The sequence below is a fragment of the Rhodococcus sp. NPDC003322 genome (assembly GCF_053589555.1).
This window is the reverse complement of the sequence record NZ_JBSFSC010000001.1, coordinates 15591-38079: the sequence shown is the minus strand read 5'-3', so window position 1 is coordinate 38079 and position 22489 is coordinate 15591. Positions and strand designations below refer to the sequence as shown.

Sequence of the window (22489 nt, the reverse complement as noted above, 5' to 3'; positions counted from 1 at the left end):
TCGGGTCGTTCCGCGGGCTCCACTCCTGGCCTAGTGGTGGAACTCGCCGCAATTGACGTCGAGGCACTGCCCGGTGACACCGCTGGCCATCGGTGAGGCCAGGAAGATCACCGCGTCGGAGACCTCCTCGGTCGTCGGCAGTCGCTTGAGATCGGTGCCTGCGGCGGTGTGGTCGTAGATCTGCTCGACGGTGGTGCCGTACTTGTTCGCCTGGTGCGCGAAGTACTGCTGCAACGTCTCGCCCCAGATGTAGCCGGGCGCGACGGAGTTGATCCGGATCCCCTTGGGGCCCAGTTCGGTTGCCAGGGACTGCGACACGGACAGCAGTGCCGACTTGGCCATCTTGTAGCTGCCGTAGCGCTCCTGGGAGTGCCGCAGCACCATCGAGTTCACGTTCACGACCGCGCCCTTGGACGCTTCCAGGGCAGGTGTGAAGAGCTGGGTCATCCGGAGCGCGCCGAACACCGTCAGTTCGACGGCGTCGCGCATGTGCTGGAAGTCCGTGCGTTCCAACGGCTTCATCGACGGCACCGAGAATGCGTTGTTGACCAGTACGTCGACGCGGCCGTACGCGTCGTCGGTGGCGGCGACCAGGTTCTCCACCGAGGCCTGGTCGGTGATGTCGGTGGACACCGTCACCGCCCGGCGGCCGAGGTCGGCGACCTCCTTCGCGACCTCGTCGAGGCGCGACTGGGTGCGTGCGGCCAGCACCAGGTCCGCGCCGGCCTGCGCGCACCGAAGCGCGAGCGTCCGGCCGAGGGCGGGGCCGACCCCGGAGATGACGACGATCTTGTCCTGCAACAGGTTTGTCACGATGGTCCTCGCTGTGTTGTCTTAGCCGAGCATCCGGTTGGCGACGGCGGCCTGGCGCGCCGCGATGCGGGCTGCCCAGTCCTCCGGCGTGATCTTGTTCTGTTCGTGGTAGGGCAGTTTCGCGGCGATCTCGTCGATGCCGACGACCTCGACGGTGGGGCCGTCGGCCGGGGTGAAATCGCGGGACGTGCGCTGCCAGCGGAACTGCAGGATGCCGCGCGGATGGCCGACGGTCTCGATCCAGTTGGTGACACCCGGATTGCGCTCCGAGATCACCATGCGGATCATGCCGTCCGGGTCCACCTGCGCCTGGGTGTTGTTCAGCGACGTCTGGTGGCCGGTGTAGTCCAGGGAGATGTACCACATGCTGCCGAGCTGGAAACCCTGGTACGGCGCATCGGATTTCGGGACCGTGATGATCATCGCCTGGTCCTCGGCGAGGTCGTAGTGGCCGACCGACGAGAACTGGGTGGCGAGCCCGCCCGGCGTGAGCCGGGGCTCGGTCATCGTGTTCACCGGCAGCTTCAGGTAGAACCACTCCGGGAACTGCAGCCACGTCTTGACCCGGCTGACCAGGGCCTTGCCCGCGCGGGCGAAGCGCTTGGCGGTCTCCTCCGGGGTCAAGGCGTCGTAGGGGACACCCATCCGGTCCGCCCGTTCGATGCGGACGGTGCCGCGGCGCTGCGACCAGTCGCTGTAGACCTCGCGGACCACCAGCTGCGATGCGCCCGGCGCGAGCGTGAAGTAGTTGCGGCGCCCGGCCGCGTCCTCGGGTCCGAAGCGGACCTCGAAGTTGCCGTCGGCGTCGATGTCGATGTCGCGGTCGTCGAAGGCGGCGTCGCTGCCGGGGACGTTGGAGTCGGTGTAGTTGCCGCTGAGCACCTGGAAGCTCAGATCGCAGGTGGTGCCGCGGGTTCCGGTGACAACGTACTCGGCGTCGTCGTTGATCCGGGCGCCGAAGTACAGGGTGTCCGGGTTGTCCAGGCCCATCTTGGTGTAGGGCCCGGTGCCTGCGATGAAGGTCGGATGCGTCTTCTCGGTGGCCCACGCGGCGTGGACGCAGGCGAGAATGCCGCCGGCCAGGTACTGGTAGCCCTCCAGCAGGTCCTGTTCGGACCGGATGTGGGGTGCGGCCGCGACCAGTTGCTCGGCCTCGGCGATCGCTTCTCGCAGCGGTGCCGTCAGCGGTGATGCGACCGTCTCGGCCGGTGGATCTGTCTGCACTCCCGCTCCTCGTGTTCAGGTGGTACAAATATGTACCCAAGTGGTAGAGAATTTTGTGCCCTGACGATAGAACGTATTTCAAGGAGTGGTCAATGGCAGCCGAACCGGACGCCGTGACGGGGCGCCGCTCGCCCCCGACCGAGCGCGTCATCCAGGTGCTCGACCATCTCGTCGCCAGGCCCGATCGCCGGTTCGGGCTTTCCGAACTCGCCCGCGCGCTCGACATCAGCAAGCCGACCTGCCTGGGCATCCTCGCCGCCCTTGTCGGCGGCGGGTATCTCACCCGCGGTCCGGATGCGCGGTACGGCCTCGGGCCCGCGCTCATCGCGGCCGGCCGGGCCGCCCAGCGCGGATTCGCGGTCGGGGCGATCGTCCGGCCGCACCTGGAGGCGCTGGCGGCCGAGTTCGGTGCGGTCTGCACCGCGTCCGCGGTGGTGGGGGATCAGGTGATGATCCTCGAGGTCGCGGCACCCCCTGGGGCCGAGTCGGGACGGACCGCGGCCAAGGTCGGGCAGGTGTATCCCTTCGCGCCGCCGGTCGGGCTGATGTACGTGCTGTGGAGCCACGACGACGAGTTCGAGCGGTGGCTGCAGCGGGAGCCGGCCTTTCCCGTGGTGCTCGACCGGGACCTGCTGCAGCGTGTCGTCGACGACTGCCGCGAGTCGGGGTATCTCGTCGAACGGCTCACGCCGACGGGGCGTCGACTGTTCTCGCTGATGGCGGGGGTGGCGGGTCGAGACCTGCCCGCCGAGCTTCGCGAACTGGTCGGGGAGATGGTGTCCAGCCTCGGCGAACGCGTCTACCTCGGCCGGGAGACGTCCGCCGACGCCGAATATCCCGTGAGCCTGATCGCGGCGCCGAGCTACGACGAGGACGGCAGGCAGTCCCTGGTGCTGACCCTCGATGTGGGCGGCTCGATCGGCGGCGCCGAGATCGAGCGTCGGGGCCGGGCGCTCGCGGCCGCGGCGGATGCGGTGACCGCGGAGGTGGGCGGCCGGGCGCCGGTTCGAGGTGGTGACGCAGTCGCCGGCCATTGACCGGTTCTGTAACACGTTCTAAAGTCGGCTCCAGACTTCGTTTAGTACCGATGCGGTACATAGATGTACCGCCTGTGAGCGTTGAACCGGAGCCCTGATGACCACACAGCCCGCACCGCATTCCGCGTCCCCGCCCAGCTACACGCTGTCGCACCTCGCGGCCCTCGAGGCCGAGGCGGTGCACATCTTCCGCGAGGTCGCGGCCACCTTCGAGCGACCCGTGCTGCTGTTCTCCGGCGGCAAGGACTCGGTGGTGATGCTGCACCTGGCCGCGAAGGCGTTCTGGCCGGCGGCACTGCCGTTCGCGGTGATGCACGTCGACACCGGGCACAACTTCGACGAGGTGATCGAGTTCCGCGACCGGGTCGTCGACCACCTCGGGCTGCGCCTGATCGTCGCCAGTGTGCAGGACGACATCGACGCAGGCCGGGTGGTCGAGGACTCCGGGCCGCGGGCCAGCCGCAACCGGTTGCAGACGCACGCGTTGCTGCGCGGCATCCGCGACGGCGGCTTCGATGCGGTGTTCGGCGGCGCCCGCCGAGACGAGGAGAAGGCCCGAGCCAAGGAGCGGGTGTTCAGTTTCCGCGACGAGTTCGGGCAGTGGGACCCGCGGGCCCAGCGGCCGGAGCTGTGGAACCTCTACAACGGCAAACACCGCAAGGGCGAACACATTCGGGTGTTCCCCCTGTCGAACTGGACCGAGCTCGACATCTGGCAGTACATCGCCGAGGAATCCATCGAGCTGCCTGCCATCTACTACGCGCACCGGCGCCGTGTCGTGCCCCGCGACGGAATGCTGTTGGCCCACACCAGGTTCCTCACGCTGCTTCCGGGGGAGGAGTCGTACGAGGAACTGGTGCGTTTCCGCACGGTCGGCGACGCCACCTGCACCGGCTGCGTCGAGTCCTCCGCCGACACAGCCGCCGCCGTCGTCGCGGAGGTCGCGGCGAGCCGGGTCACCGAACGCGGCGCCACCCGAGCCGACGACCGCATCTCGGAGGCCGGCATGGAAGACCGCAAGAAGGAGGGGTACTTCTGATGTCGCTGAACCCCGAACTGCAATCCCCGCATCACCGTCAGCAGCTGCTCCGGGTCGCGACCGCTGGCAGTGTCGACGACGGCAAGTCGACGCTGATCGGCAGGCTGCTCTACGACTCGAAGGCGATCTTTGAGGACCAGCTCGAAGCCGTCGAGCGCAGCAGTCGCGAACGCGGTGACGAGCACGCGAACCTGGCGCTGCTGACCGACGGCCTGCGCGCCGAGCGCGAGCAGGGCATCACCATCGACGTCGCACACCGGTATTTCGCGACGCCTCGGCGGAAGTTCATCATCGCCGACACCCCGGGGCACGAGCAGTACACCCGCAACATGGTGACCGGGGCGTCCACCGCGGACCTGGCCCTGATCCTCGTCGACGCCCGGAACGGCGTGCTCGAACAGACCCGGCGGCACGCCTTCCTCTCCGCGCTGCTCGGTATTCCGCACCTGGTGGTGTGCGTCAACAAGATGGACCTGGTCGACTGGTCACAGGACCGCTTCGAGGACATCTGCGAGGAGTTCCGGCGGTTCGCGGCCAAGCTCGACGTCCACGACCTGTCGTTCGTCCCGGTGTCGGCGCTGCGGGGCGACAACATCGTCACCCGCACCGAGAACATGCCCTGGTACGAAGGCTCCTCGCTGCTGCACCTGCTCGAGGAGGTGCACGTCGCGTCCGACCGCAACCTGATCGACGCGCGGTTCCCGGTGCAGTACGTGATCCGGCCGCAGCGGCAGACCGACGCCGACCTGCACGACTTCCGCGGCTACGCGGGCACCGTCGCGAGCGGCGTGTTCAAACCCGGTGACGAGGTTGTGGTGCTGCCGTCCGGCTACACCACCGAGATCGCTGAGATCCACGGCCCCGGTGGGCATCCGGTGCAGGAGGCGTTCGCGCCGTCCGCCGTGTGCATCCGGCTGGCGGACAACATCGACATCGCGCGCGGCGACCTCCTGTGCCGGCCGAACAACCGGCCGCTCGTCGGGCAGGAGATCGACGCGATGGTGTGCTGGCTCGCCGAACGGTCCACGTTGAGCGAACACCACCGGTACACGTTGCTGCACACCACCCGCTCCACGCGCGCGCAGGTGGTGCGGCTCGACTACCGGCTCGACGTCAACACCCTGCACCGCGACGAATCCGCGCAGTCGTTGCAGCTCAACGAGATCGGGCGGATCCAGCTGCGCACCCAGCAGCCGCTTCTGTTCGACCCGTACCGGCGCAACCGGGTGACCGGCAGCTTCATCCTGGTGGACGAGACCACCGGCAGCACCGTCGCCGCCGGGATGATCACCGGTCCGACACTCAAGGAGTCGAAGGTCGTCTGGCACGCCTCGGCCGTCGATCGCGACGAGCGGGCCACCCGGGGTGCCACGGTGTGGTTGACCGGACTGTCCGCGTCCGGGAAGTCCACCGTGGCAGTCGAACTCGAACGCAGGCTCGTCGCCGCGGGCATCCCCGCCTACCGGCTCGACGGGGACAACCTGCGGCACGGACTCAACGCCGATCTCGGATTCGGTGCCGCGGACCGCGCCGAGAACGTGCGCCGCGTCGGTGCCGTCGCGCAGCTGTTCGCCGACTCGGGGGTGGTCGCGGTCGCGTCCCTGATCAGCCCCTACCGCGCGGACCGGGATCGGGTGCGGGCCGCGCACGAGGCCGCGGGCCTGCGCTTCGTCGAGGTGTTCGTCGACACCCCGATCGAGCAGTGCGAGGCCAGGGATCCGAAGGGCATGTACGCCAAGGCCCGGGCAGGGGAGATCACCGGATTCACCGGGATCGACGACCCCTACGAGCGTCCCGAACACGCCGAGCTGGTGTTGACGCCGGAGGACGGCGATCCGGTCGCGCAGGCCGCCGCGATCATGGAGTATCTGAGTCGATGAACAACGACTGCGACCTCGACGACGCCCAGCTCGCGGCGGAGATGGCGGCCCGCGCGGGCGACCTGCTGCTCGACCTGCGCGCGCGCGAACTCGGCCCGAATCCGCTGCCGAAGGATGCGGCCCGGGAGCTGAGCCGGCGCGGCGACAAGGAGGCAAACGCGCTGTTGCTGCGGCTGCTCGCCGAGCACCGGCCCGCCGATGCCGTGCTGTCCGAGGAATCCGCCGACGATCCGGCGCGGCGCGGCGCCGATCGGGTGTGGATCATCGACCCGCTCGACGGGTCCAGGGAGTACGGGCTGCCGGCCCGCGCCGACTGGGCGGTGCACGTCGCGCTGTGGGAGCGCGGCGTCGGCATCACCGCCGCCTCGGTCGCCCAACCTGCACTCGGCCGGGTCTACCGCAGCGACACCTGCACGGCGGCGGTCGGGGAGCACGCCCGCCCGCGAATCCTGGTCAGCGACAGCCGTCCACCGGAGTTCGCGGGACCCCTCGCCGAGCGGGTCGGCGGCGAGGTCGTGCCGATGGGCTCGGCGGGGGCGAAGGCGATGGCGGTGCTGCGCGGTGAGGCCGATGCGTACGTGCACGCGGGCGGGCAGTGGGAGTGGGACTCCGCGGCCCCGGTCGGGGTCGCCCTGGCCGCCGGGCTGCACTGCTCGCGGATCGACGGGACTCCGCTGGTCTACAACGAGGCGCACCCGTACCTGCCGGACCTGCTGATCTGCCGCCCCGACCTGGCAGGTCCGCTGCTGTCGGGGATCGCGGAACTGACCGGGACGCCGCCGGACAGCCCACGGGTCGCGATGGTCCGCGAGTACCTCGGCTCGCTGCTCACCCACGACGCGAGCAAGGTCCGGCTGGCGGCCGACTGCTTCCGTGTCGAGAACGGAAGGCGGACGGGCGATTCCGGTCCGGAGATCGTCCGCGAGCTGGAGACCGGCGCGCAGTACCTGCCGTTGACCGGGATCCGGAACCTGACGTTCACCGAGTTCGGCACCGACGTTGTCGCGCGCTTCCTGCTGGACATGGCCGTCGGCGACGAGACGCACACCGTGGCGCTGACCGAACACTTCTCCGTGCCGGGTGCCGAGATCGCCGCGGTCACGGCGATCATCGAGCCCGCTCCCCGATCCGAGTGAACGGTACATTCACTCGGATCGGATCGAGTGAACGCTTCCGTTCACTGGGGGAAGTGAGGGTGCGGTGAGGGTGTACGCGAACACCGATCCGCGCCTCGGGCTCGCCGAGATCGGGGCGCACGCCCGGCGGGTCGAGGCCATGGGCTACGACGGAATGCACGTCTCCGAAACCGTGCACGATCCGTTCCTGCTCGCCTTGCAGGCCCTGCAGGCGACGTCCCGGATCGTGGTGCGCACCTCGGTCGCGCTCGCGTTCGTGCGCAGCCCGGTCCTGACCGCCTACACGGCCTGGGATCTCGCCCGGCTGTCCGGCGGCCGGTTCCAGCTCGGCCTCGGCACCCAGATCCGGCAGAACGTCGAGGAGCGCTACGCGATGCCGTGGTCGGAGCCGGCGCCGCGTCTGCGCGAGTACGTGCAGGTCGTGCGGGCCGCGTTCGCCACCTTCCGCGGCGGCGAACTGGTGCCGTTCGTGGGGGAGCACTACCGGTTCACCCGAATGCAGCCGTACTTCAACCCGTTCGACGGCGACGACCTGCCGCCGGACCCGCCGATCTTTCTCGGAGGCGTCGGCAAGAGGATGTGCCGGGTTGCGGGGGAGGTCGCCGACGGATACGTGGGCCACCCCACCAACTCCGGCCCCCGGAGCCTGGCCGACGACATCCTGCCCGCGCTGGCGGAGGGTGCACGGTCCGCCGGTCGGACCCGAGACGACCTCGAGGTGATCGCCGGAGTGCAGGTGATCACCGGCGACACCGACGAGGCCCTCGCGCGCGAACGGGACCGGCAGCGACGGCAGTTCGCGTTCCTGTACTCGACCCCGGCGTATCGGCGCGGCCTCGATCACGCCGGTCTCGGGCACCTGCAGGCGCCGCTCGCCCGGATGGTCCGTGAGGACTCCTGGACGGGGCTCGGCGACCTCGTCACCGATGACGTGCTCGGCGCACTGCTGCCCACCGCCCGTCACCCGGAGCTGGCCGCAGTCGTCGCCGATCGCGTCGGCGGCCTCGTCGACGGCATCACCCTCGCACCACCCACCGACCCCGCCGACGACCCGCAGTTCGCGCGGGTGGTTTCGCAGCTGCGCTGCCCGTGAGTGCATTTCACCCCGACCGGGGTGAGATGCACTCACCGGCGGCGCGGCCGCACCCCACACCAGAAGGAGATCCGCATGACCACTCCCGACGCCGTCGTGACCGAGTTCTGTGCCCGCTGGAAGGAGGCCGACGCCGATGCCCTGGCCGAGTACTTCACCGAAGATGCCGTCTACCACAACATTCCGATGGAGCCCGTGGTCGGTAAGGGTGCGATCAAGGACTTCATCACCGGGTTCGTCGCGCAGTTCGGCGGCATCGACTTCCGGGTGCACCACCAGGCCGCGAACGGGTCGGTGGTGATGAACGAACGCACCGACGTCTTCGCCATGGGCGGCACGAGCATCGAGTTGCCCGTGATGGGCGTCTTCGAGGTCACCGGGGACGGCAAGATCTCCGGCTGGCGCGACTACTTCGACATGGCACCTCTCGCCGCGCTCGGGAGCTGACGGCGCGGGCATCCGAACAAGCAAAGAGCCCCGGTCGACAACGTCGACCGGGGCTCTTGTGGCTGTGGTGCACTCGAAATGCGAGTGCCCCCGGCAGGATTCGAACCTGCGACCTTTCGCTCCGGAGGCGAACGCTCTATCCCCTGAGCTACGGGGGCGCACCGAAAACTCGGTGTGCCGGTTGGGCTGGCTTAGCGTAGCGCATCGCGCGACGAATCCCTATTCGCACCCCCATACTCGATGAAGTAGCAGGTGACTCCTCACTGGAAGGCGCGCGAAGGCATGGCCGAACACGACCAGGTGCCCGACTACTCCGACGACGAACTCGACCTGGACCTGAGGTGGTGGGCCGCGGCCAACTACCTCACGGTCGCGCAGATCTACCTGCGCGAGAACACCTTGCTGCGGGAGCCGTTGCGGCCCGAGCACATCAAGCCCAGACTGCTCGGGCACTGGGGAACCAGCCCGGGATTGTCCGCGATCTACACCGTCCTGAACCGGCACATCCGCCGCACGGACTCCAACTGGCTGTACGTGACCGGGCCCGGTCACGGTGGTCCGGCCCTGGTCGCGGCCACGTATCTCGAGGGCACCTACTCGGAGATCTACCCGCACGTGAGTGCCGACGCAGCCGGCGTCGAGCGGCTCTGCCGCCAGTTCTCGACGCCCGGCGGCGTCCCGAGTCATGTCAGTGTCCAGACACCCGGCAGCATCCACGAGGGCGGTGAACTCGGGTACGCCCTCGCGCACGCGGCCGGCGCAGCGTTCGACCGGCCGGAACTGCTGGTGGCGTGTGTGATCGGAGACGGGGAGGCCGAGACCGGGCCGCTGTCGGCCTCGTGGAAGGTGCCCGCGTTTCTGAACCCGCGCCGCGACGGCGCCGTGCTGCCGATCCTGCACCTCAACGGTGCGAAGATCGCCGGCCCGACGGTGCTGGGACGGAGCAGCGACGTCGACGTCGCGGCGTACCTGGCCGGGCAGGGCTGGGCGCCGGTCCTCGTCGAGGGCGACGACCCGCGGCAGGTGTTTCGTGACCTCGCCGCCGCGGTCGACGGTGCGTACGACACGATCCGGGGGCTGCAGGCCGCGGCCCGGGCCGGCTCGCCCCCGCAGGAACGCCGGTGGCCGGCGATCGTGCTGCGAACCCCGAAGGGGTGGACCGGTCCGCACACCGTCGACGGGGTGCTGGTCGAGGGCACACACCGGGCCCACCAGGTGCCGCTGTCCGGGGTCCGCGACAATCCCGACCACCTCGCCCGGCTGGAGGAATGGCTGCGGTCGTACCACCCGGAGCGTCAGTTCGACGAGAACGGGTCGCTGGCGCGTGAACTCGCCGGACTCGCCCCGGTGGGGGACAAGCGGATGGGTTCGACGCCGTACGCCAACGGGGGACGGCTGCGCCGGCCGCTCAGGATCCCGCCGCTGGAGCGGTACGCGCTCGCCGTCACCGAACCCGGCACCTCGATCCACGAGACCACCCGGGTGTTCGGCGAGTTGATGCGCGACATCTACGCGGACGGCGTCCGGTCCGACGGCGGCGGCGACTTCCGGCTGTTCTGCCCCGACGAGACGGCCAGCAACCGCCTCGGGGCCGTGTTCGAGGTCACCGACCGGTGCTGGCAGCTGCCCGTCACCGGGTACGACGACGGGCTCGGGCCCGACGGACGGGTGATGGAGGTGCTCAGCGAGCATCTGTGCCAGGGCTGGCTCGAGGGCTACCTGCTGGCCGGGGGCCACGGCGTGTTCGCGAGCTACGAGGCGTTCGCGATGGTCAGCGTCTCGATGCTGATCCAGCACGCCAAGTGGCTCCAGCACGCACTGACCCTGCCGTGGCGCGAGCCGGTGTCGTCGCTGAACGTGCTGCTCACCAGCACCTGCTGGCGCAACGACCACAACGGCTTCAGTCACCAGGGCCCGGGCATGATCGACTCCGCGATTCCGCTGGCTCCGGACGTGGTGCGGATCTGGCTGCCGCCGGACTCGAACACCCTGCTCTCGATCGCCGACCACTGCCTGCGCAGCACCGATCACGTCAACCTGATCGTCGTCGACAAACAGCCGCACCTGCAGTACCTGACGCTGGAGCAGGCCGCGGAGCACTGCGCGGCCGGCGCCTCGGTGTGGCACTGGGCGGGCACCGAGGACGCCGACGCGGACGCCCCCGACGTCGTACTGGCCGCCGCCGGGGACGTGCCCACCCAGGAGATCCTCGCGGCGGCGGAGCTGCTCCGGAGGTGGGTGCCGTACCTGCGGGTGCGGGTGGTGAACGTGGTTGACCTGATGGCGCTGATGCCCGATGACACGCATCCGCACGGATTCACGCCCACGAAGTTCCGGGAGCTGTTCACCGACGACACCCACGTGGTCTTCGCGTTCCACGGGTACTCGCGGGCCGTGCACGAACTACTGCACGGCAGGCCCGACACCGATCGCTTCCACGTGCGGGGATTCAGCGAACAGGGCACCACCACAACACCGTTCGACATGGTGGTGCTCAACCGGATGAGCCGGTACCACCTGGCGATCGAGGCGCTGCGGCGGAGCCGTCGGGTGCCCGAGCGCGGCGACGAGCTGGCCCGGTACTGCCGCGCCCAGCTGGACCGGCACCGCGACTACGTCGTCGCGCACCTCGAGGACATGCCCGAGGTGCGGGACTGGACGTGGGGAGCGCCGGCCGAAACGCCGTCGGCACCCTGACCGTGAGCCGGTCCACCCTGCTCTTCCGAGCGGGGTGGAACGGACGGCTAGTTCAGCGGAAGCGGGGCCGCGCCCTTCTCCGTGAGCAACTGCGTCATCCGGTGCGACTCGCTCGCCTGGGTGTCGACCATCGTCTGCGCCAGGTCTCGCACCGTCTGCACCTCCGCGTGCTTGGCGGCGTACTCCATCATCGGCTGCCCGCCCTGGTGGTGGCGCAGCATCAGCTGCAGGAACAGCACGTCGCCCTCGGGACCCCGGGCCTGACGCAGCGCGGCCATCTCCTCCGACGTCGCCATGCCCGGCATCTGCGCCGAGGAGGGCGCAGGGGTCGTCGTGGCCCCATGGCCCGTCGTGCCGTGGCCGTCGCCGTGGCCGCCCGCGTCGGACATCCAGGCCATGTGCTCGTCGGTCGTCGCCACCGGCTGGTCCCACAGCGACAGCCAGCCGGTCATCTGACCGATCTGGTTCTGCTGCGTGGTCAGGATGTCGTACGCGAGATCCCGCACCATCGGATCGGCGGCGTTCGCGATCGAGATCGCCGCCATCTCCACCGCCTGGTTGTGGTGCACGATCATGTCCTGCGCGAATCCCACGTCCACCGAGCCCGCGGCCGGGGCGGTGGGCTGGTCGTCGTGCAGGAACTGGTTCGCGAAGAACCCGAGCCCGAATCCGACCGCGATCGCCGCGATCAGGCCCAGGACGGCGAGGGCGGTGCGCTGGCTGCGCGTACCGCCGGCCGCCGCGCCGTCGGAGCCCGTCATGTCAGCTCGCCGGGGCGGGCTCGGGGGCCATCGGCAGCCCGGCGCCGCCGCCGGTCTCCGAGGTGTCCGGCGTCAGGCCCTTGCCGTCCATGGTCACGGCGTCGGGGCCGGGGGGAGTGGCGTCGAACGCGGGCGGGTTGTCGGGATCGAACGCACCCGGGATCGTCGAGCAGCTCGCACCCTTCTCCGGGTAGGCGCCGAAGTTGTTCAGCCGCAGCGCCGCGATGAACTGGTTGATCCGCGGATCGTCGGCGCTGTCCAGCTTGAGCTGGTGGCCCCAGCTCTGCAGGGAGATCGCGGAGTCCATGCCCGGGTACGGCGACATCAGCATGTACGACTTGCCGTCGACGCGGTCGACCAGCGCCTGCCGCTCGTCACCGGACACCTTGTCCGGGTTGTAGGCGATCCAGACGGCACCGTGCTCGAGCGAGTGCACCGCGTTCTCCGTACGGATCGCGTTCGGGTAGACCACGCCCGTGCAGGTGGCCCAGGTCGCGTCGTGCGGCCCACCGAAGGGCGGCGTCTGGTCGTACGCGACCCGCTGGGCCGCCGACACGTGCAGCGCGGCCGGGTAATCGATCTTGACGACACCCTCGATCTCCGCGGAGGGGTCCGGGTTCGACGCGCTGGGGGCGAACTTGTCGGCTTCGGCCTTGTCCTGGTACTTCGGCACCAGGTTGATCGCCAACAGCGCGACCAGGGCGATGACCGCGGCGGCGGCGCCGATCGTCAACCAGGGGATCTGACGCTGCTTCGGCAGTCCGCGCCTGGCGGAGCCGCCGGAGCTCTTGTTGGCAGCCTTGATGGCCTTGGCGGACTTGGCGCTGTTCTTGGCGCTGCGATTTTCCGAACCGCTCGGCATCTGTGAGTGCTCTTTCGCTGATGTGGACGTCGGGTCTGTGGGACGGGACGCCGGCGTCGGTGCGACAGGTGGGTCCCGTGGTCGTCCCACTGTACGTTCAGTGCCTGAAGGCAGGCTTTGAACGGCCAGCACATAGGATGAATACCCGTGACTCCCGCCGACCTTGCCGAACTCCTTCGCGTCACCGCCGCGAAGGTCCTCACAGACCACGACCTCGACGCGTCCGTGCTGCCCGCGACGCTGACCGTCGAGCGCCCGCGCAACCCCGAACACGGCGACTACGCCAGCAACGTCGCGATGCAGGTCGGCAAGAAGGCCGGAGTGAACCCGCGCGACCTGGCCACCTGGCTCGCCGAGGCCCTGACCGCGACCGACGGCATCGAGTCCGCCGAGGTCGCCGGACCGGGATTCCTCAACATCCGGCTCGCCGCCGCCGCCCAGGGCGCCATCGTCGCCAAGGCGATCGCGGCAGGTCAGAGCTACGGCAGCTCGACCGCGCAGGCCGGCAAGCGAATCAACCTCGAGTTCGTCTCGGCGAACCCGACGGGCCCGATCCACCTCGGCGGCACCCGATGGGCGGCGGTCGGCGACGCCCTCGGCCGGATCCTCGCCGCCCAGGGTGCGGACGTCACCCGCGAGTACTACTTCAACGATCACGGCGCGCAGATCGACCGGTTCGCCCGCTCGCTGATCGCCTCGGCAAAGGGCGAACCGACCCCCGACGACGGCTACGCCGGTGCGTACATCGCCGACATCGCCGCCGAGGTGCTCCGGCAGCGCCCCGACGCGCTCGACCTGCCCGCCGACGAGCAGCAGGAGGTGTTCCGCTCGATCGGTGTCGCGCTGATGTTCGACCACATCAAGCAGACCCTGCACGAGTTCGGCACCGACTTCGACGTCTACTTCCACGAGAACTCGCTGTTCGAGTCCGGCGCGGTCGAGAAGGCCGTCGCCACCCTCAAGGCCAGCGGCAACCTCTACGAGGAGGACGGCGCGTGGTGGCTCAAGAGCACCGACTTCGGTGACGACAAGGACCGCGTCGTCATCAAGTCCGACGGCAACGCCGCCTACATCGCAGGCGACATCGCGTACTTCCAGGACAAGCGCTCGCGTGGCTTCGACCTGTGCATCTACATGCTCGGCGCGGACCACCACGGTTACATCGGCCGTCTCAAGGCCGCCGCGGCCGCGTTCGGGGACGACCCGGCGACCGTCGAGGTGCTGATCGGCCAGATGGTCAACCTGGTCCGCGACGGCGCGGCGGTCAAGATGAGCAAGCGCGCAGGCACCGTCATCACCCTCGACGACCTGGTCGAGGCGATCGGCGTCGACGCCGCCCGCTACGCGATGATCCGCTCGTCGGTGGACTCGAGCCTCGACATCGACCTCGAGCTCTGGGCGAGCACCACCAGCGAGAACCCGGTGTACTACGTGCAGTACGCGCACGCCCGGCTCGCATCGCTGGCCCGCAACGCCGCCGACCTGGGCCTGTCCGCTGCGGACCCCAAGCTCGAACTGCTCACCCATGACCGGGAGGGCGACCTGATCCGCACCATCGGCGACTTCCCGAAGGTCGTCGCCACCGCGGCGGACCTGCGCGAGCCGCACCGCGTCGCCCGGTACCTCGAGGAATTGGCCGGCACCTACCACCGCTTCTACACCGACTGCCGCGTCCTGCCCCAGGGCGACGAGCCGGCCGGCGACCTGCACACCGCGCGGCTCGCACTGTGCGGTGCCACCCGCCAGGTCCTCGCGAACGGTCTCGGTCTGCTCGGTGTCAGCGCACCGGAGCGGATGTGAGCGCGCACCCCGCCGGTCCGCGCCACGCGGACATCCAGCACGCACCCGGGCTGCCGTCACGGCCGGCCGACCCGTCGCAGATGACCACCCTGCCCGCAGCGGTGTGGCCGCGCGGCGCCACGCGAGGTGACGACGGGGTGGTCCGACTGGCCGGTGTCCCGGTCACCGAACTGGCCGAGCAGTACGGCACGCCGCTGTTCGTGATCGACGAGGACGACTTCCGGTCCCGCTGCCGCGACATGGCCCGCGCCTTCGGTGCCGCCGAGCGGGTGCACTACGCGTCGAAGGCGTTCCTCAGCGCCGAGATCGCCCGCTGGGTTGCCGACGAGGGCCTGTCGATGGACGTCGCGTCCGGTGGCGAGCTGGCCGTCGCGCTGCACGGCGGATTCCCCGCCGAGCGGATCACCATGCACGGCAACAACAAATCCGTCGCCGAGCTGCGCGCCGCGGTGTCCGCGGGCGTCGGTCACGTGGTGCTGGACTCGATGCAGGAGATCGACCGCCTCGACGCCGTCGCCGGCGACCTCGGCGTCGTGCAGGAGGTGCTGATCCGGATCACCGTCGGGGTCGAGGCGCACACCCACGAGTTCATCGCGACCGCCCACGAGGACCAGAAGTTCGGTTTCTCGCTCTCCGGCGGTGCCGCCCTCGACGCGGTCCGCCGGGTGTTCGAGACCGACAACCTCAAGCTCGTCGGTCTGCACAGCCACATCGGCTCGCAGATCTTCGACGTCGACGGCTTCGAGCTGGCCGCGCACCGGGTGATCGGGCTGCTGCGGCAGATCGTCGACGGCTTCGGCGTCGAGAAGACCTCGCAGGTGAAGATCATCGACCTCGGTGGCGGCCTGGGCATCTCCTACCTGGAGAGCGACGACCCGCCGCCGGTCGACGACCTGGCCGCGAAACTCGCGAACATCGTCGCCACCGAATCCGCCGCGGCCGGACTGCCGGTCCCGACGCTCATGGTCGAACCGGGTCGGGCCATCGCCGGACCGGGCACCGTGACGCTGTACGAGGTCGGCACCACCAAGGATGTCCGGTTGGACGGCAACGCAACTCGCCGTTACGTCAGCGTGGACGGCGGAATGAGTGACAATATCCGGACCGCGCTGTACCAGGCCGAGTACGACTGTCGGCTGGTCTCGCGGGACAGTCGGGCGGAGCCGGTTGTCGCACGCGTGGTGGGCAAGCACTGCGAGAGCGGTGACATCGTGATCCGCGACGCCTGGCTGCCCGAGGACGTCGGTGCCGGAGACCTGCTCGCGGTCGCGGCCACCGGCGCATACTGCTATTCGATGTCCAGCCGCTACAACCTGCTCACCCGACCCGCCGTGGTCGCGGTCCGAGACGGGAAGTCCCGACTCGTCCTGCGCAGGGAGACCGTGGAAGATCTGCTCAGCTTGGAGGTACAGCAAGATGACTGAACCGAACGCCGCCGCGATCGGCGTGGCGGTACTCGGCCTCGGCAACGTCGGCAGCGAGGTTGTGCGGATCATCCGCGAACACGCCCGCGACCTCGAGGCCCGTGTCGGTGCGCCACTGGTCGTGCGGGGCATCGCCGTGCGCCGGATCGACGGGGACCGCGGCGTGCCGGAGGAGCTGCTGACCACCGACGCGGATTCGCTCGTCGCGCGTGACGACGTGGACGTGGTGGTCGAGGTCATCGGCGGAATCGAGGTGCCGCGCAAGCTCATCCTCTCCGCGCTGAACTCCGGCAAGTCCGTGGTCACCGCCAACAAGGCGCTGCTCGCCGACTACACGGGCGAACTCGCCGAGGCCGCCGAGAAGCAGAACGCCGACCTGTACTTCGAGGCCGCGGTCGCCGGGGCGATCCCCGTGATCCGGCCGCTGACCCAGTCGCTCGCCGGCGACCGCGTCGTCAGGGTCGCCGGAATCGTCAACGGCACCACCAACTTCATCCTGTCCGCGATGGACGAGACCGGCGCCGACTACGCCGACACCCTCGCCGAGGCGGGCCGGCTGGGCTACGCGGAGGCCGATCCGACCGCCGACGTCGAGGGCTTCGACGCGGCGGCCAAGGCCGCCATCCTGGCGTCGATCGCCTTCCACACCCGTGTCACCGCCGCCGACGTCTACCGCGAGGGCATCTCGAAGATCACCTCGGCGGACCTCGAGGCCGCGAAGTCGCTGGGCTGCACCGTCAAGCTGCTCTCCATCTGCGAGCGGATCGTCGGCGAGGACGGCACCGAGCGGGTGTCCGCGCGCGTCTACCCGTCGCTCGTGCCGCTCGATCACCCGCTGGCGTCGGTGAACGGCGCCTTCAACGCGGTCGTCGTCGAGGCCGAGGCCGCGGGGCGCCTGATGTTCTACGGCCAGGGCGCCGGCGGCGCCCCCACCGCGTCCGCCGTCATGGGCGACGTGGTGATGGCGGCCCGCAACAAGGTCAACGGCAGCCTCGGACCGCGAGAGTCGAGCTACGCGGACCTGGCGGTCGCGCCGATCGGTGAGATCCCCACCCGCTACTACGTCAACATGCAGGTCGCGGACCGCGCGGGCGTGCTGTCCGCGGTCGCGGCGGAGTTCGCCAAGCACGACGTCTCCATCTCGACGGTGCGCCAGGAAGGCGCCGGGGACGGTGCGCGGTTGATCGTCGTCACGCATCGGGCCACCGATGCGGCCCTGTCCGAAACCGTTGCATCCCTTGGCAAGCTCGACTTCGTCACCGCGGTCACCAGTGTTCTCCGATTGGAAGGTTCCAGTGAATAGCCCTCGTCAGCACACCCCCGTTCACACGCCCTGGCCGGGCCTGATCGAGGCGTACCGGGACCGACTCTCGATCGGCGAGAACTGGAAGACGATCACGCTGCGCGAGGGCGGCACCCCGCTCATCCCCGCCGGATACCTGTCCGAGCTGACCGGCTGCGACGTCCACCTCAAGGTCGAGGGGCTCAACCCCACCGGGTCGTTCAAGGACCGCGGCATGACGATGGCCGTCACCGATGCCCTCGCCCGCGGGCAGAAGGCCGTGCTGTGCGCGTCCACCGGCAACACCTCCGCATCGGCCGCCGCCTACGCCGCCGTCGCGAAGATGACCTGCGCGGTGCTCGTCCCGCAGGGCAAGATCGCGATGGGCAAGCTCGCCCAGGCCGTGATGCACGGCGCCAAGATCATCCAGGTCGAGGGCAACTTCGACGACTGCCTCGAACTCGCCCGCAAGACCACCGCCGAGTTCCCGACCATCGGCCTGGTCAACTCCGTGAACCCGGTCCGCATCGAGGGGCAGAAGACCGCGGCGTTCGAGATCGTCGACGCCCTCGGCAAGGCCCCCGACATCCACGCCCTGCCCGTCGGCAACGCCGGCAACATCACCGCGTACTGGAAGGGCTACTCGGAGTACCACGCCGACGGCATCTCCGCGTCCCGGCCGCGCATGCTCGGCGTGCAGGCCGCCGGCGCTGCCCCGCTCGTGCACGGCGCCCCGGTCAAGGATCCCGAGACCATCGCGACCGCGATCCGCATCGGCGCCCCCGCATCGTGGGACGGTGCCGTGAACGCCAAGGAGGAGTCGAACGGCGTCTTCCGCGCGGCGACCGACGAGGAGATCCTCGAGGCGTACCGGTTGATCGCGCGCACCGAGGGCGTCTTCGTCGAACCGGCGTCCGCCGCGTCCGTCGCCGGCCTGCTGGCCGCGCACAAGGAGGGCTGGCTCGACGCCGGTCAGACCGTGGTGTGCACCGTCACCGGCAACGGCCTCAAGGACCCCGACACGGCCCTGCTGGGAATGCCTCCCGTCCAGCCGATTCCGGTCGACCCGGTGGCCGTCGCGTCGGCGCTCGAGTTGGTGTAGTGACCGCACAGCGAATCGAAGACACAACGATGACTCGGACGTTGCCGACGGGGCTGACCGTGACGGCGCGGGTGCCCGCGTCCACGGCCAACCTCGGTCCGGGATTCGACACGCTGGGTATGGCCCTCGGCCTGTACGACGAGATCACGGTCACCACAACCGAGTCCGGACTCGCCGTTCGGGTCGAGGGGGAGGGGGCCGGGGACGTCCCGCTGGGCCCCTCGCACCTGGTGGTGCGCGCGATCGAGCGGGGACTCGAGGCGGCGGGGGTCTGGGCCGGTGGTCTGGACGTGGTGTGCCGCAACGCCATTCCACATTCGCGTGGACTCGGTTCGTCCGCGTCGGCGGCCGTCGGCGGGCTCGCCGCCGGAAACGGCCTGGTGACCCTGCTCGACCCCGAGCTGGCACTGACCGAGGCCCAGCTGGTGCAGCTCTCGTCCGAGTTCGAAGGGCACCCCGACAATGCGTCCGCGAGCGTGCTCGGCGGTGCGGTGGTGTCCTGGAGCGAGGACCCGGTCGACGGGGACTCACCGCGCCGATTCGGCGCGGCCCGCCTCGCCGTCCATCCGAGCATTCGCGTCGTGGCGCTGGTGCCGGAGGAGCGGTCGACGACCGCCCACACCCGTGGACTGCTCCCGGAGACGGTGTCGCATGCCGACGCCGCCTTCAACGTCAGCCGCGGTGCACTGGCCGTGGTGGCCCTCACCTCCCGGCCCGATCTGCTGATGACCGCCACCGAGGATCGGTTGCACCAGCGGCAGCGGGCATCCGCCCTGCCCCTGACGACCCGCTGGGTCGCTGCGCTGCGTGAACGGGGCATCGCCGCCGTCGTCTCCGGCGCCGGTCCGACGGTGCTGGCGTTGACCACCGCGCCGCTGCCCGCGGACCTCCGAGTCGCCGCCGAGTCGGACGGCCTTCGGGTGCTCGACCTCGAAATCGCGGACGGCGTCCGCGTCTCCTGAGCCCTCCCGCCGGTGTGCCGCAGCACACCGGCGGGTTGTTCTTGCCCGTAACCGTGTTCACGGCTATCCTGGGGGCGTTCGCCCATCGTGCGTATCAGTCGCCGGTGCTCTATCAGGGCAATCACTCCCGAAATCAGGAGTCTCCCGATCGGATTCTCATCGGTCGCGAAGCTCGGAAATCACGGAACAGCCCCGAGTTCCGGACTGCGTGTTTTTCGCCCGAACCCCCTGTGCTCGAGGCTTTCGGCCTCTCGGGGTGTCGGCTCGGAGAAGGCGCCTGAGTGCGAGATGAGGGCGAGCGGCCCGACATTTCCCGAACATGTCCGGCATATCCGAGTTCAGTAATTGAGCTGCGGGACGAACCCTCGACTCAGCGCCGCGCGGGCGAGGGAAGGAAAGGACATCCGTGACCGATACGGACCTGATCGCCACTCCTGTGCTCGACTCTGCGGTGTCCACCGCGGCGAGCCAGTCCGGCGGTTCACAGACTTCAGAGACGGCCCCGGCCGTCGCTGCCGCGACCAAGCGCGCCGACGCGCGTCGTGGCGTCGGGCTTTCCGGAATGGTGCTCGCCGAGTTGCGCGCCCTCGCCGGTGAGCTCGGTATCAAGGGCACCTCCGGCATGCGCAAGGGCGACCTGATCGCCGCGATCAAGGAGCGGCAGGCCGGTGGTTCCACCACCAAGGCGGCCAAGGCCGCCGCCACCGAAAAGGCTCCCGCCGTGAAGGTCGAAGCCCCCGCGAAGACCGAGGCCCCCGCCAAGAGCGAAGCCTCCACCAAGGCCGAGGCGCCTGCGAAGGCCGAGGCGCCCGCGAAGCGCGAGACGCGTGCGAAGGCCGAGGCCGTCGAGGCCACCGGCCAGACCGCACTCCCCGTCGAGTCCGACTCGTCGGGTGATGCAGACCAGGGCGGACGCCGGGGTCGACAGCGCCGTGGATCCGCCCGGGCCGCCGGTGCCGCCACCGAGCAGGCCGAGGCGACGGAGCAGCCGGCCGAGCGTCAGGGCGGGCGGCAGGAGCAGGGTGGCGATCGCCCCCGCCGCGATCGCAACCAGGGTGACCGTAACCAGGGTGACCGTAGCCAGGGTGACCGTAACCAGGGTGACCGCAACCAGGGTGGCCGCAACCAGGACCGCGCCCAGGACGAGCGCGGCCAGGGCAACAACGGACCCCGCGGTGAAGGCCGCGACAACCGCGGCGGGGACGACGACGGCGACGGCCGCGGCCGGCGCGGACGTCGATTCCGCGAGCGGCGCCGTGGACGCGACCGCGGCGAGGGCGGTGGCGCCGACGTCGAGATCCGCGAGGACGACGTCCTGCAGCCCGTCGCGGGCATCCTCGACGTCCTCGACAACTACGCGTTCGTGCGCACCTCCGGCTACCTCGCCGGGCCCAACGACGTCTACGTGTCGATGAACCTGATCCGCAAGAACGGTCTGCGTCGAGGCGACGCGATCACCGGTGCGGTTCGCGTCCCCCGCGAGGGCGAGGGCGGCGGCAACCAGCGGCAGAAGTTCAACCCGCTGGTGCGCATCGACACAGTCAACGGCGGCGACGTCGAGGCGGCCAAGCGTCGTCCGGAGTTCAACAAGCTCACCCCGCTGTACCCGAACCAGCGGCTGCGGCTCGAGACGGCTCCGAACGTCCTGACCACCCGCGTCATCGACCTGATCATGCCGATCGGCAAGGGCCAACGCGCCCTGATCGTCTCGCCGCCGAAGGCAGGCAAGACGACGATCATGCAGGACATCGCGAACGCGATCGCGACGAACAACCCCGAGTGCTACCTGATGGTCGTCCTGGTGGACGAGCGGCCCGAAGAGGTCACCGACATGCAGCGTTCGGTCAAGGGTGAGGTCATCGCCTCGACCTTCGACCGGCCGCCGTCAGACCACACCTCGGTCGCGGAGCTGGCCATCGAGCGGGCCAAGCGTCTCGTCGAGAACGGTCGCGACGTGGTCGTGCTGCTCGACTCGATCACCCGCCTCGGCCGCGCGTACAACAACTCGTCGCCCGCGTCCGGACGCATCCTCTCCGGTGGTGTCGACTCGACCGCGCTGTACCCGCCGAAGCGATTCCTCGGTGCCGCCCGCAACATCGAGAACGGTGGTTCGCTCACCATCATCGCCACGGCGATGGTCGAAACCGGTTCGACCGGCGACACCGTGATCTTCGAGGAGTTCAAGGGCACCGGCAACGCCGAGCTCAAGCTCGACCGCAAGATCGCCGAGCGGCGCGTGTTCCCCGCGGTGGACGTCAACCCGTCCGGCACCCGCAAGGACGAGCTGCTGATGAGCCCCGACGAGTTCGCGGTCGTGCACAAGCTGCGCCGCGTGCTGTCGGGCCTGGACTCGCACCAGGCGATCGACCTGCTCATCGACCGGCTCAAGAAGTCCAAGAGCAACGTCGAGTTCCTGATGCAGGTCACCAAGACCGCTCCGGGCGCCATCGGCGACGACTAGGGAACAGATTCCGCCCGGAGGCCGTTTAGGAGAACGTCAGCGGCCTCTGGCAGAATGATCGATCGCGCATCAGGCATCTGCCGCGTGCTACGAACAACCATGTCCGGTTCCGGTTCACGGCTTCGATTCTCGAAGTCGACCCGGCGACCACCGAAAGGGACACCATGAAGGCAGGAATTCACCCCGAATACGTGGCGACCACCGTCGTCTGCGGTTGCGGGAACACGTTCGAGACCCACAGCACCAAGGAGTCCGGACGCATCGTCGTCGAGGTCTGCTCGCAGTGCCACCCGTTCTACACCGGCAAGCAGAAGATCCTCGACACCGGCGGACGCGTTGCCCGCTTCGAGGCTCGCTACGGAAAGCGCGCCCCGAAGAAGGCCGCTGCCGAGAGCTAGCGACATCGCCGACGCCCGTCCTGTGCACCTTGCAGGCCGGGCGTCGGCGTTTTTGCATCCCGTCCCCGGGA

18 protein-coding genes and 1 tRNA gene are annotated in these 22489 nt (G+C 69.6%); 14 read left to right on the top strand and 5 right to left on the bottom strand.

Features of this window, described 5'->3' with window-relative positions; translation table 11 throughout:
* Positions 1-30: 30 nt before the first annotated feature.
* The gene (locus ACWDUM_RS00180) at positions 31-813 is read right to left on the bottom strand and encodes an SDR family oxidoreductase (RefSeq protein WP_450113508.1); all 783 of its coding nucleotides are present in this window, start codon (positions 811-813) and stop codon (positions 31-33) included.
* Between the two features lie 21 nt (positions 814-834).
* On the bottom strand, positions 835-1998 hold the full coding sequence (locus tag ACWDUM_RS00175) for a hypothetical protein (protein ID WP_450133294.1): 1164 nt from the start codon (positions 1996-1998) through the stop codon (positions 835-837).
* Positions 1999-2129: 131 nt separating this feature from the next.
* Between ACWDUM_RS00175 and ACWDUM_RS00170 the strand changes: the two genes are divergently transcribed.
* The 6 genes from ACWDUM_RS00170 (at position 2130) to ACWDUM_RS00145 (ending at position 8669) form a co-directional block, all read left to right on the top strand.
* A complete protein-coding gene (locus tag ACWDUM_RS00170; protein WP_450132432.1) occupies positions 2130-3074 on the top strand; it encodes an IclR family transcriptional regulator in 945 nt (314 codons plus the stop codon).
* 97 nt (positions 3075-3171) lie between these two features.
* Positions 3172-4113, top strand: coding sequence for a sulfate adenylyltransferase subunit CysD (cysD, locus tag ACWDUM_RS00165; RefSeq protein ID WP_450132431.1), 942 nt, complete (start codon positions 3172-3174; stop codon positions 4111-4113).
* A complete protein-coding gene (cysC, locus tag ACWDUM_RS00160) occupies positions 4113-5993 on the top strand; it encodes an adenylyl-sulfate kinase (protein WP_450132430.1) in 1881 nt (626 codons plus the stop codon). The genes cysD and cysC overlap by 1 nt, the downstream gene beginning before the upstream one ends.
* Positions 5990-7129: a 3'(2'),5'-bisphosphate nucleotidase CysQ gene (locus tag ACWDUM_RS00155; RefSeq protein WP_450132429.1), complete on the top strand. Its 1140-nt coding sequence runs from the start codon at positions 5990-5992 to the stop codon at positions 7127-7129. The genes cysC and ACWDUM_RS00155 overlap by 4 nt, the downstream gene beginning before the upstream one ends.
* A gap of 64 nt (positions 7130-7193) precedes the next feature.
* Positions 7194-8222 carry a TIGR03617 family F420-dependent LLM class oxidoreductase gene (locus ACWDUM_RS00150; protein WP_450113513.1) on the top strand — a complete coding sequence of 343 codons (1029 nt, stop codon included), beginning with the start codon at positions 7194-7196 and terminating at the stop codon, positions 8220-8222.
* A 75-nt stretch (positions 8223-8297) separates the two neighbouring features.
* Positions 8298-8669 (top strand): limonene-1,2-epoxide hydrolase family protein, encoded by a 372-nt coding sequence (locus ACWDUM_RS00145; RefSeq protein ID WP_450132428.1) that lies wholly within the window; start codon positions 8298-8300, stop codon positions 8667-8669.
* Positions 8670-8754: 85 nt separating this feature from the next.
* Here ACWDUM_RS00145 and ACWDUM_RS00140 read toward each other — a convergent pair.
* Positions 8755-8827, bottom strand: a tRNA-Arg gene (locus ACWDUM_RS00140).
* Positions 8828-8951: 124 nt separating this feature from the next.
* On the opposite strand from ACWDUM_RS00140, the gene ACWDUM_RS00135 reads away from it, so the two are divergent.
* Complete coding sequence (locus ACWDUM_RS00135) at positions 8952-11366, top strand: phosphoketolase family protein (RefSeq protein WP_450132427.1); 2415 nt, start codon at positions 8952-8954, stop codon at positions 11364-11366.
* Between the two features lie 47 nt (positions 11367-11413).
* Here the strand turns inward: ACWDUM_RS00135 and ACWDUM_RS00130 are convergent, their stop codons facing one another.
* Entirely contained in the window at positions 11414-12127 is a 714-nt protein-coding gene (locus tag ACWDUM_RS00130) for a DUF305 domain-containing protein (protein WP_450132426.1), read from the bottom strand.
* Position 12128: 1 nt separating this feature from the next.
* The gene (locus tag ACWDUM_RS00125; RefSeq protein WP_450132425.1) at positions 12129-12989 is read right to left on the bottom strand and encodes a DUF3105 domain-containing protein; all 861 of its coding nucleotides are present in this window, start codon (positions 12987-12989) and stop codon (positions 12129-12131) included.
* A gap of 147 nt (positions 12990-13136) precedes the next feature.
* Here ACWDUM_RS00125 and argS point away from each other — a divergent pair, with 147 nt between their 5' ends.
* The 7 genes from argS to rpmE all read left to right on the top strand — a co-directional run bounded on the left by argS (position 13137) and on the right by rpmE (position 22418).
* Positions 13137-14789, top strand: coding sequence for an arginine--tRNA ligase (argS, locus tag ACWDUM_RS00120; RefSeq protein WP_450132424.1), 1653 nt, complete (start codon positions 13137-13139; stop codon positions 14787-14789).
* Complete coding sequence (gene lysA / locus ACWDUM_RS00115; RefSeq protein WP_450132423.1) at positions 14786-16213, top strand: diaminopimelate decarboxylase; 1428 nt, start codon at positions 14786-14788, stop codon at positions 16211-16213. Before argS ends, lysA begins: the two co-directional genes overlap by 4 nt.
* On the top strand, positions 16206-17516 hold the full coding sequence (locus ACWDUM_RS00110; protein WP_450113520.1) for a homoserine dehydrogenase: 1311 nt from the start codon (positions 16206-16208) through the stop codon (positions 17514-17516). The genes lysA and ACWDUM_RS00110 overlap by 8 nt, the downstream gene beginning before the upstream one ends.
* Positions 17509-18597, top strand: a complete 1089-nt coding sequence (gene thrC, locus ACWDUM_RS00105) for a threonine synthase (protein ID WP_450132422.1) — start codon at positions 17509-17511, stop codon at positions 18595-18597. The genes ACWDUM_RS00110 and thrC overlap by 8 nt, the downstream gene beginning before the upstream one ends.
* Positions 18598-18626: 29 nt before the next feature.
* Positions 18627-19559: a homoserine kinase gene (gene thrB / locus ACWDUM_RS00100; RefSeq protein ID WP_450132421.1), complete on the top strand. Its 933-nt coding sequence runs from the start codon at positions 18627-18629 to the stop codon at positions 19557-19559.
* Positions 19560-19965: 406 nt separating this feature from the next.
* Positions 19966-22020 carry a transcription termination factor Rho gene (rho, locus tag ACWDUM_RS00095; protein WP_450132420.1) on the top strand — a complete coding sequence of 685 codons (2055 nt, stop codon included), beginning with the start codon at positions 19966-19968 and terminating at the stop codon, positions 22018-22020.
* A gap of 164 nt (positions 22021-22184) precedes the next feature.
* A complete protein-coding gene (gene rpmE, locus ACWDUM_RS00090) occupies positions 22185-22418 on the top strand; it encodes a 50S ribosomal protein L31 (RefSeq protein ID WP_450113524.1) in 234 nt (77 codons plus the stop codon).
* The last annotated feature ends 71 nt before the right edge of the window (positions 22419-22489 follow it).

Bases quoted from the DNA above. Each gene is read 5' to 3' on its own strand.
- ACWDUM_RS00170 (WP_450132432.1), top strand. From the start codon at position 2,130: ATGGCAGCCGAACCGGACGCCGTGACGGGGCGCCGCTCGCCCCCGACC.
- cysD (WP_450132431.1), top strand. From the start codon at position 3,172: ATGACCACACAGCCCGCACCGCATTCCGCGTCCCCGCCCAGCTACACG.
- cysC (WP_450132430.1), top strand. From the start codon at position 4,113: ATGTCGCTGAACCCCGAACTGCAATCCCCGCATCACCGTCAGCAGCTG.
- ACWDUM_RS00155 (WP_450132429.1), top strand. From the start codon at position 5,990: ATGAACAACGACTGCGACCTCGACGACGCCCAGCTCGCGGCGGAGATG.
- ACWDUM_RS00145 (WP_450132428.1), top strand. From the start codon at position 8,298: ATGACCACTCCCGACGCCGTCGTGACCGAGTTCTGTGCCCGCTGGAAG.
- ACWDUM_RS00135 (WP_450132427.1), top strand. From the start codon at position 8,952: ATGGCCGAACACGACCAGGTGCCCGACTACTCCGACGACGAACTCGAC.
- ACWDUM_RS00130 (WP_450132426.1), bottom strand. From the start codon at position 12,127: ATGACGGGCTCCGACGGCGCGGCGGCCGGCGGTACGCGCAGCCAGCGC.
- ACWDUM_RS00125 (WP_450132425.1), bottom strand. From the start codon at position 12,989: ATGCCGAGCGGTTCGGAAAATCGCAGCGCCAAGAACAGCGCCAAGTCC.
- ACWDUM_RS00110 (WP_450113520.1), top strand. From the start codon at position 16,206: ATGACTGAACCGAACGCCGCCGCGATCGGCGTGGCGGTACTCGGCCTC.
- thrB (WP_450132421.1), top strand. From the start codon at position 18,627: ATGACTCGGACGTTGCCGACGGGGCTGACCGTGACGGCGCGGGTGCCC.
- rpmE (WP_450113524.1), top strand. From the start codon at position 22,185: ATGAAGGCAGGAATTCACCCCGAATACGTGGCGACCACCGTCGTCTGC.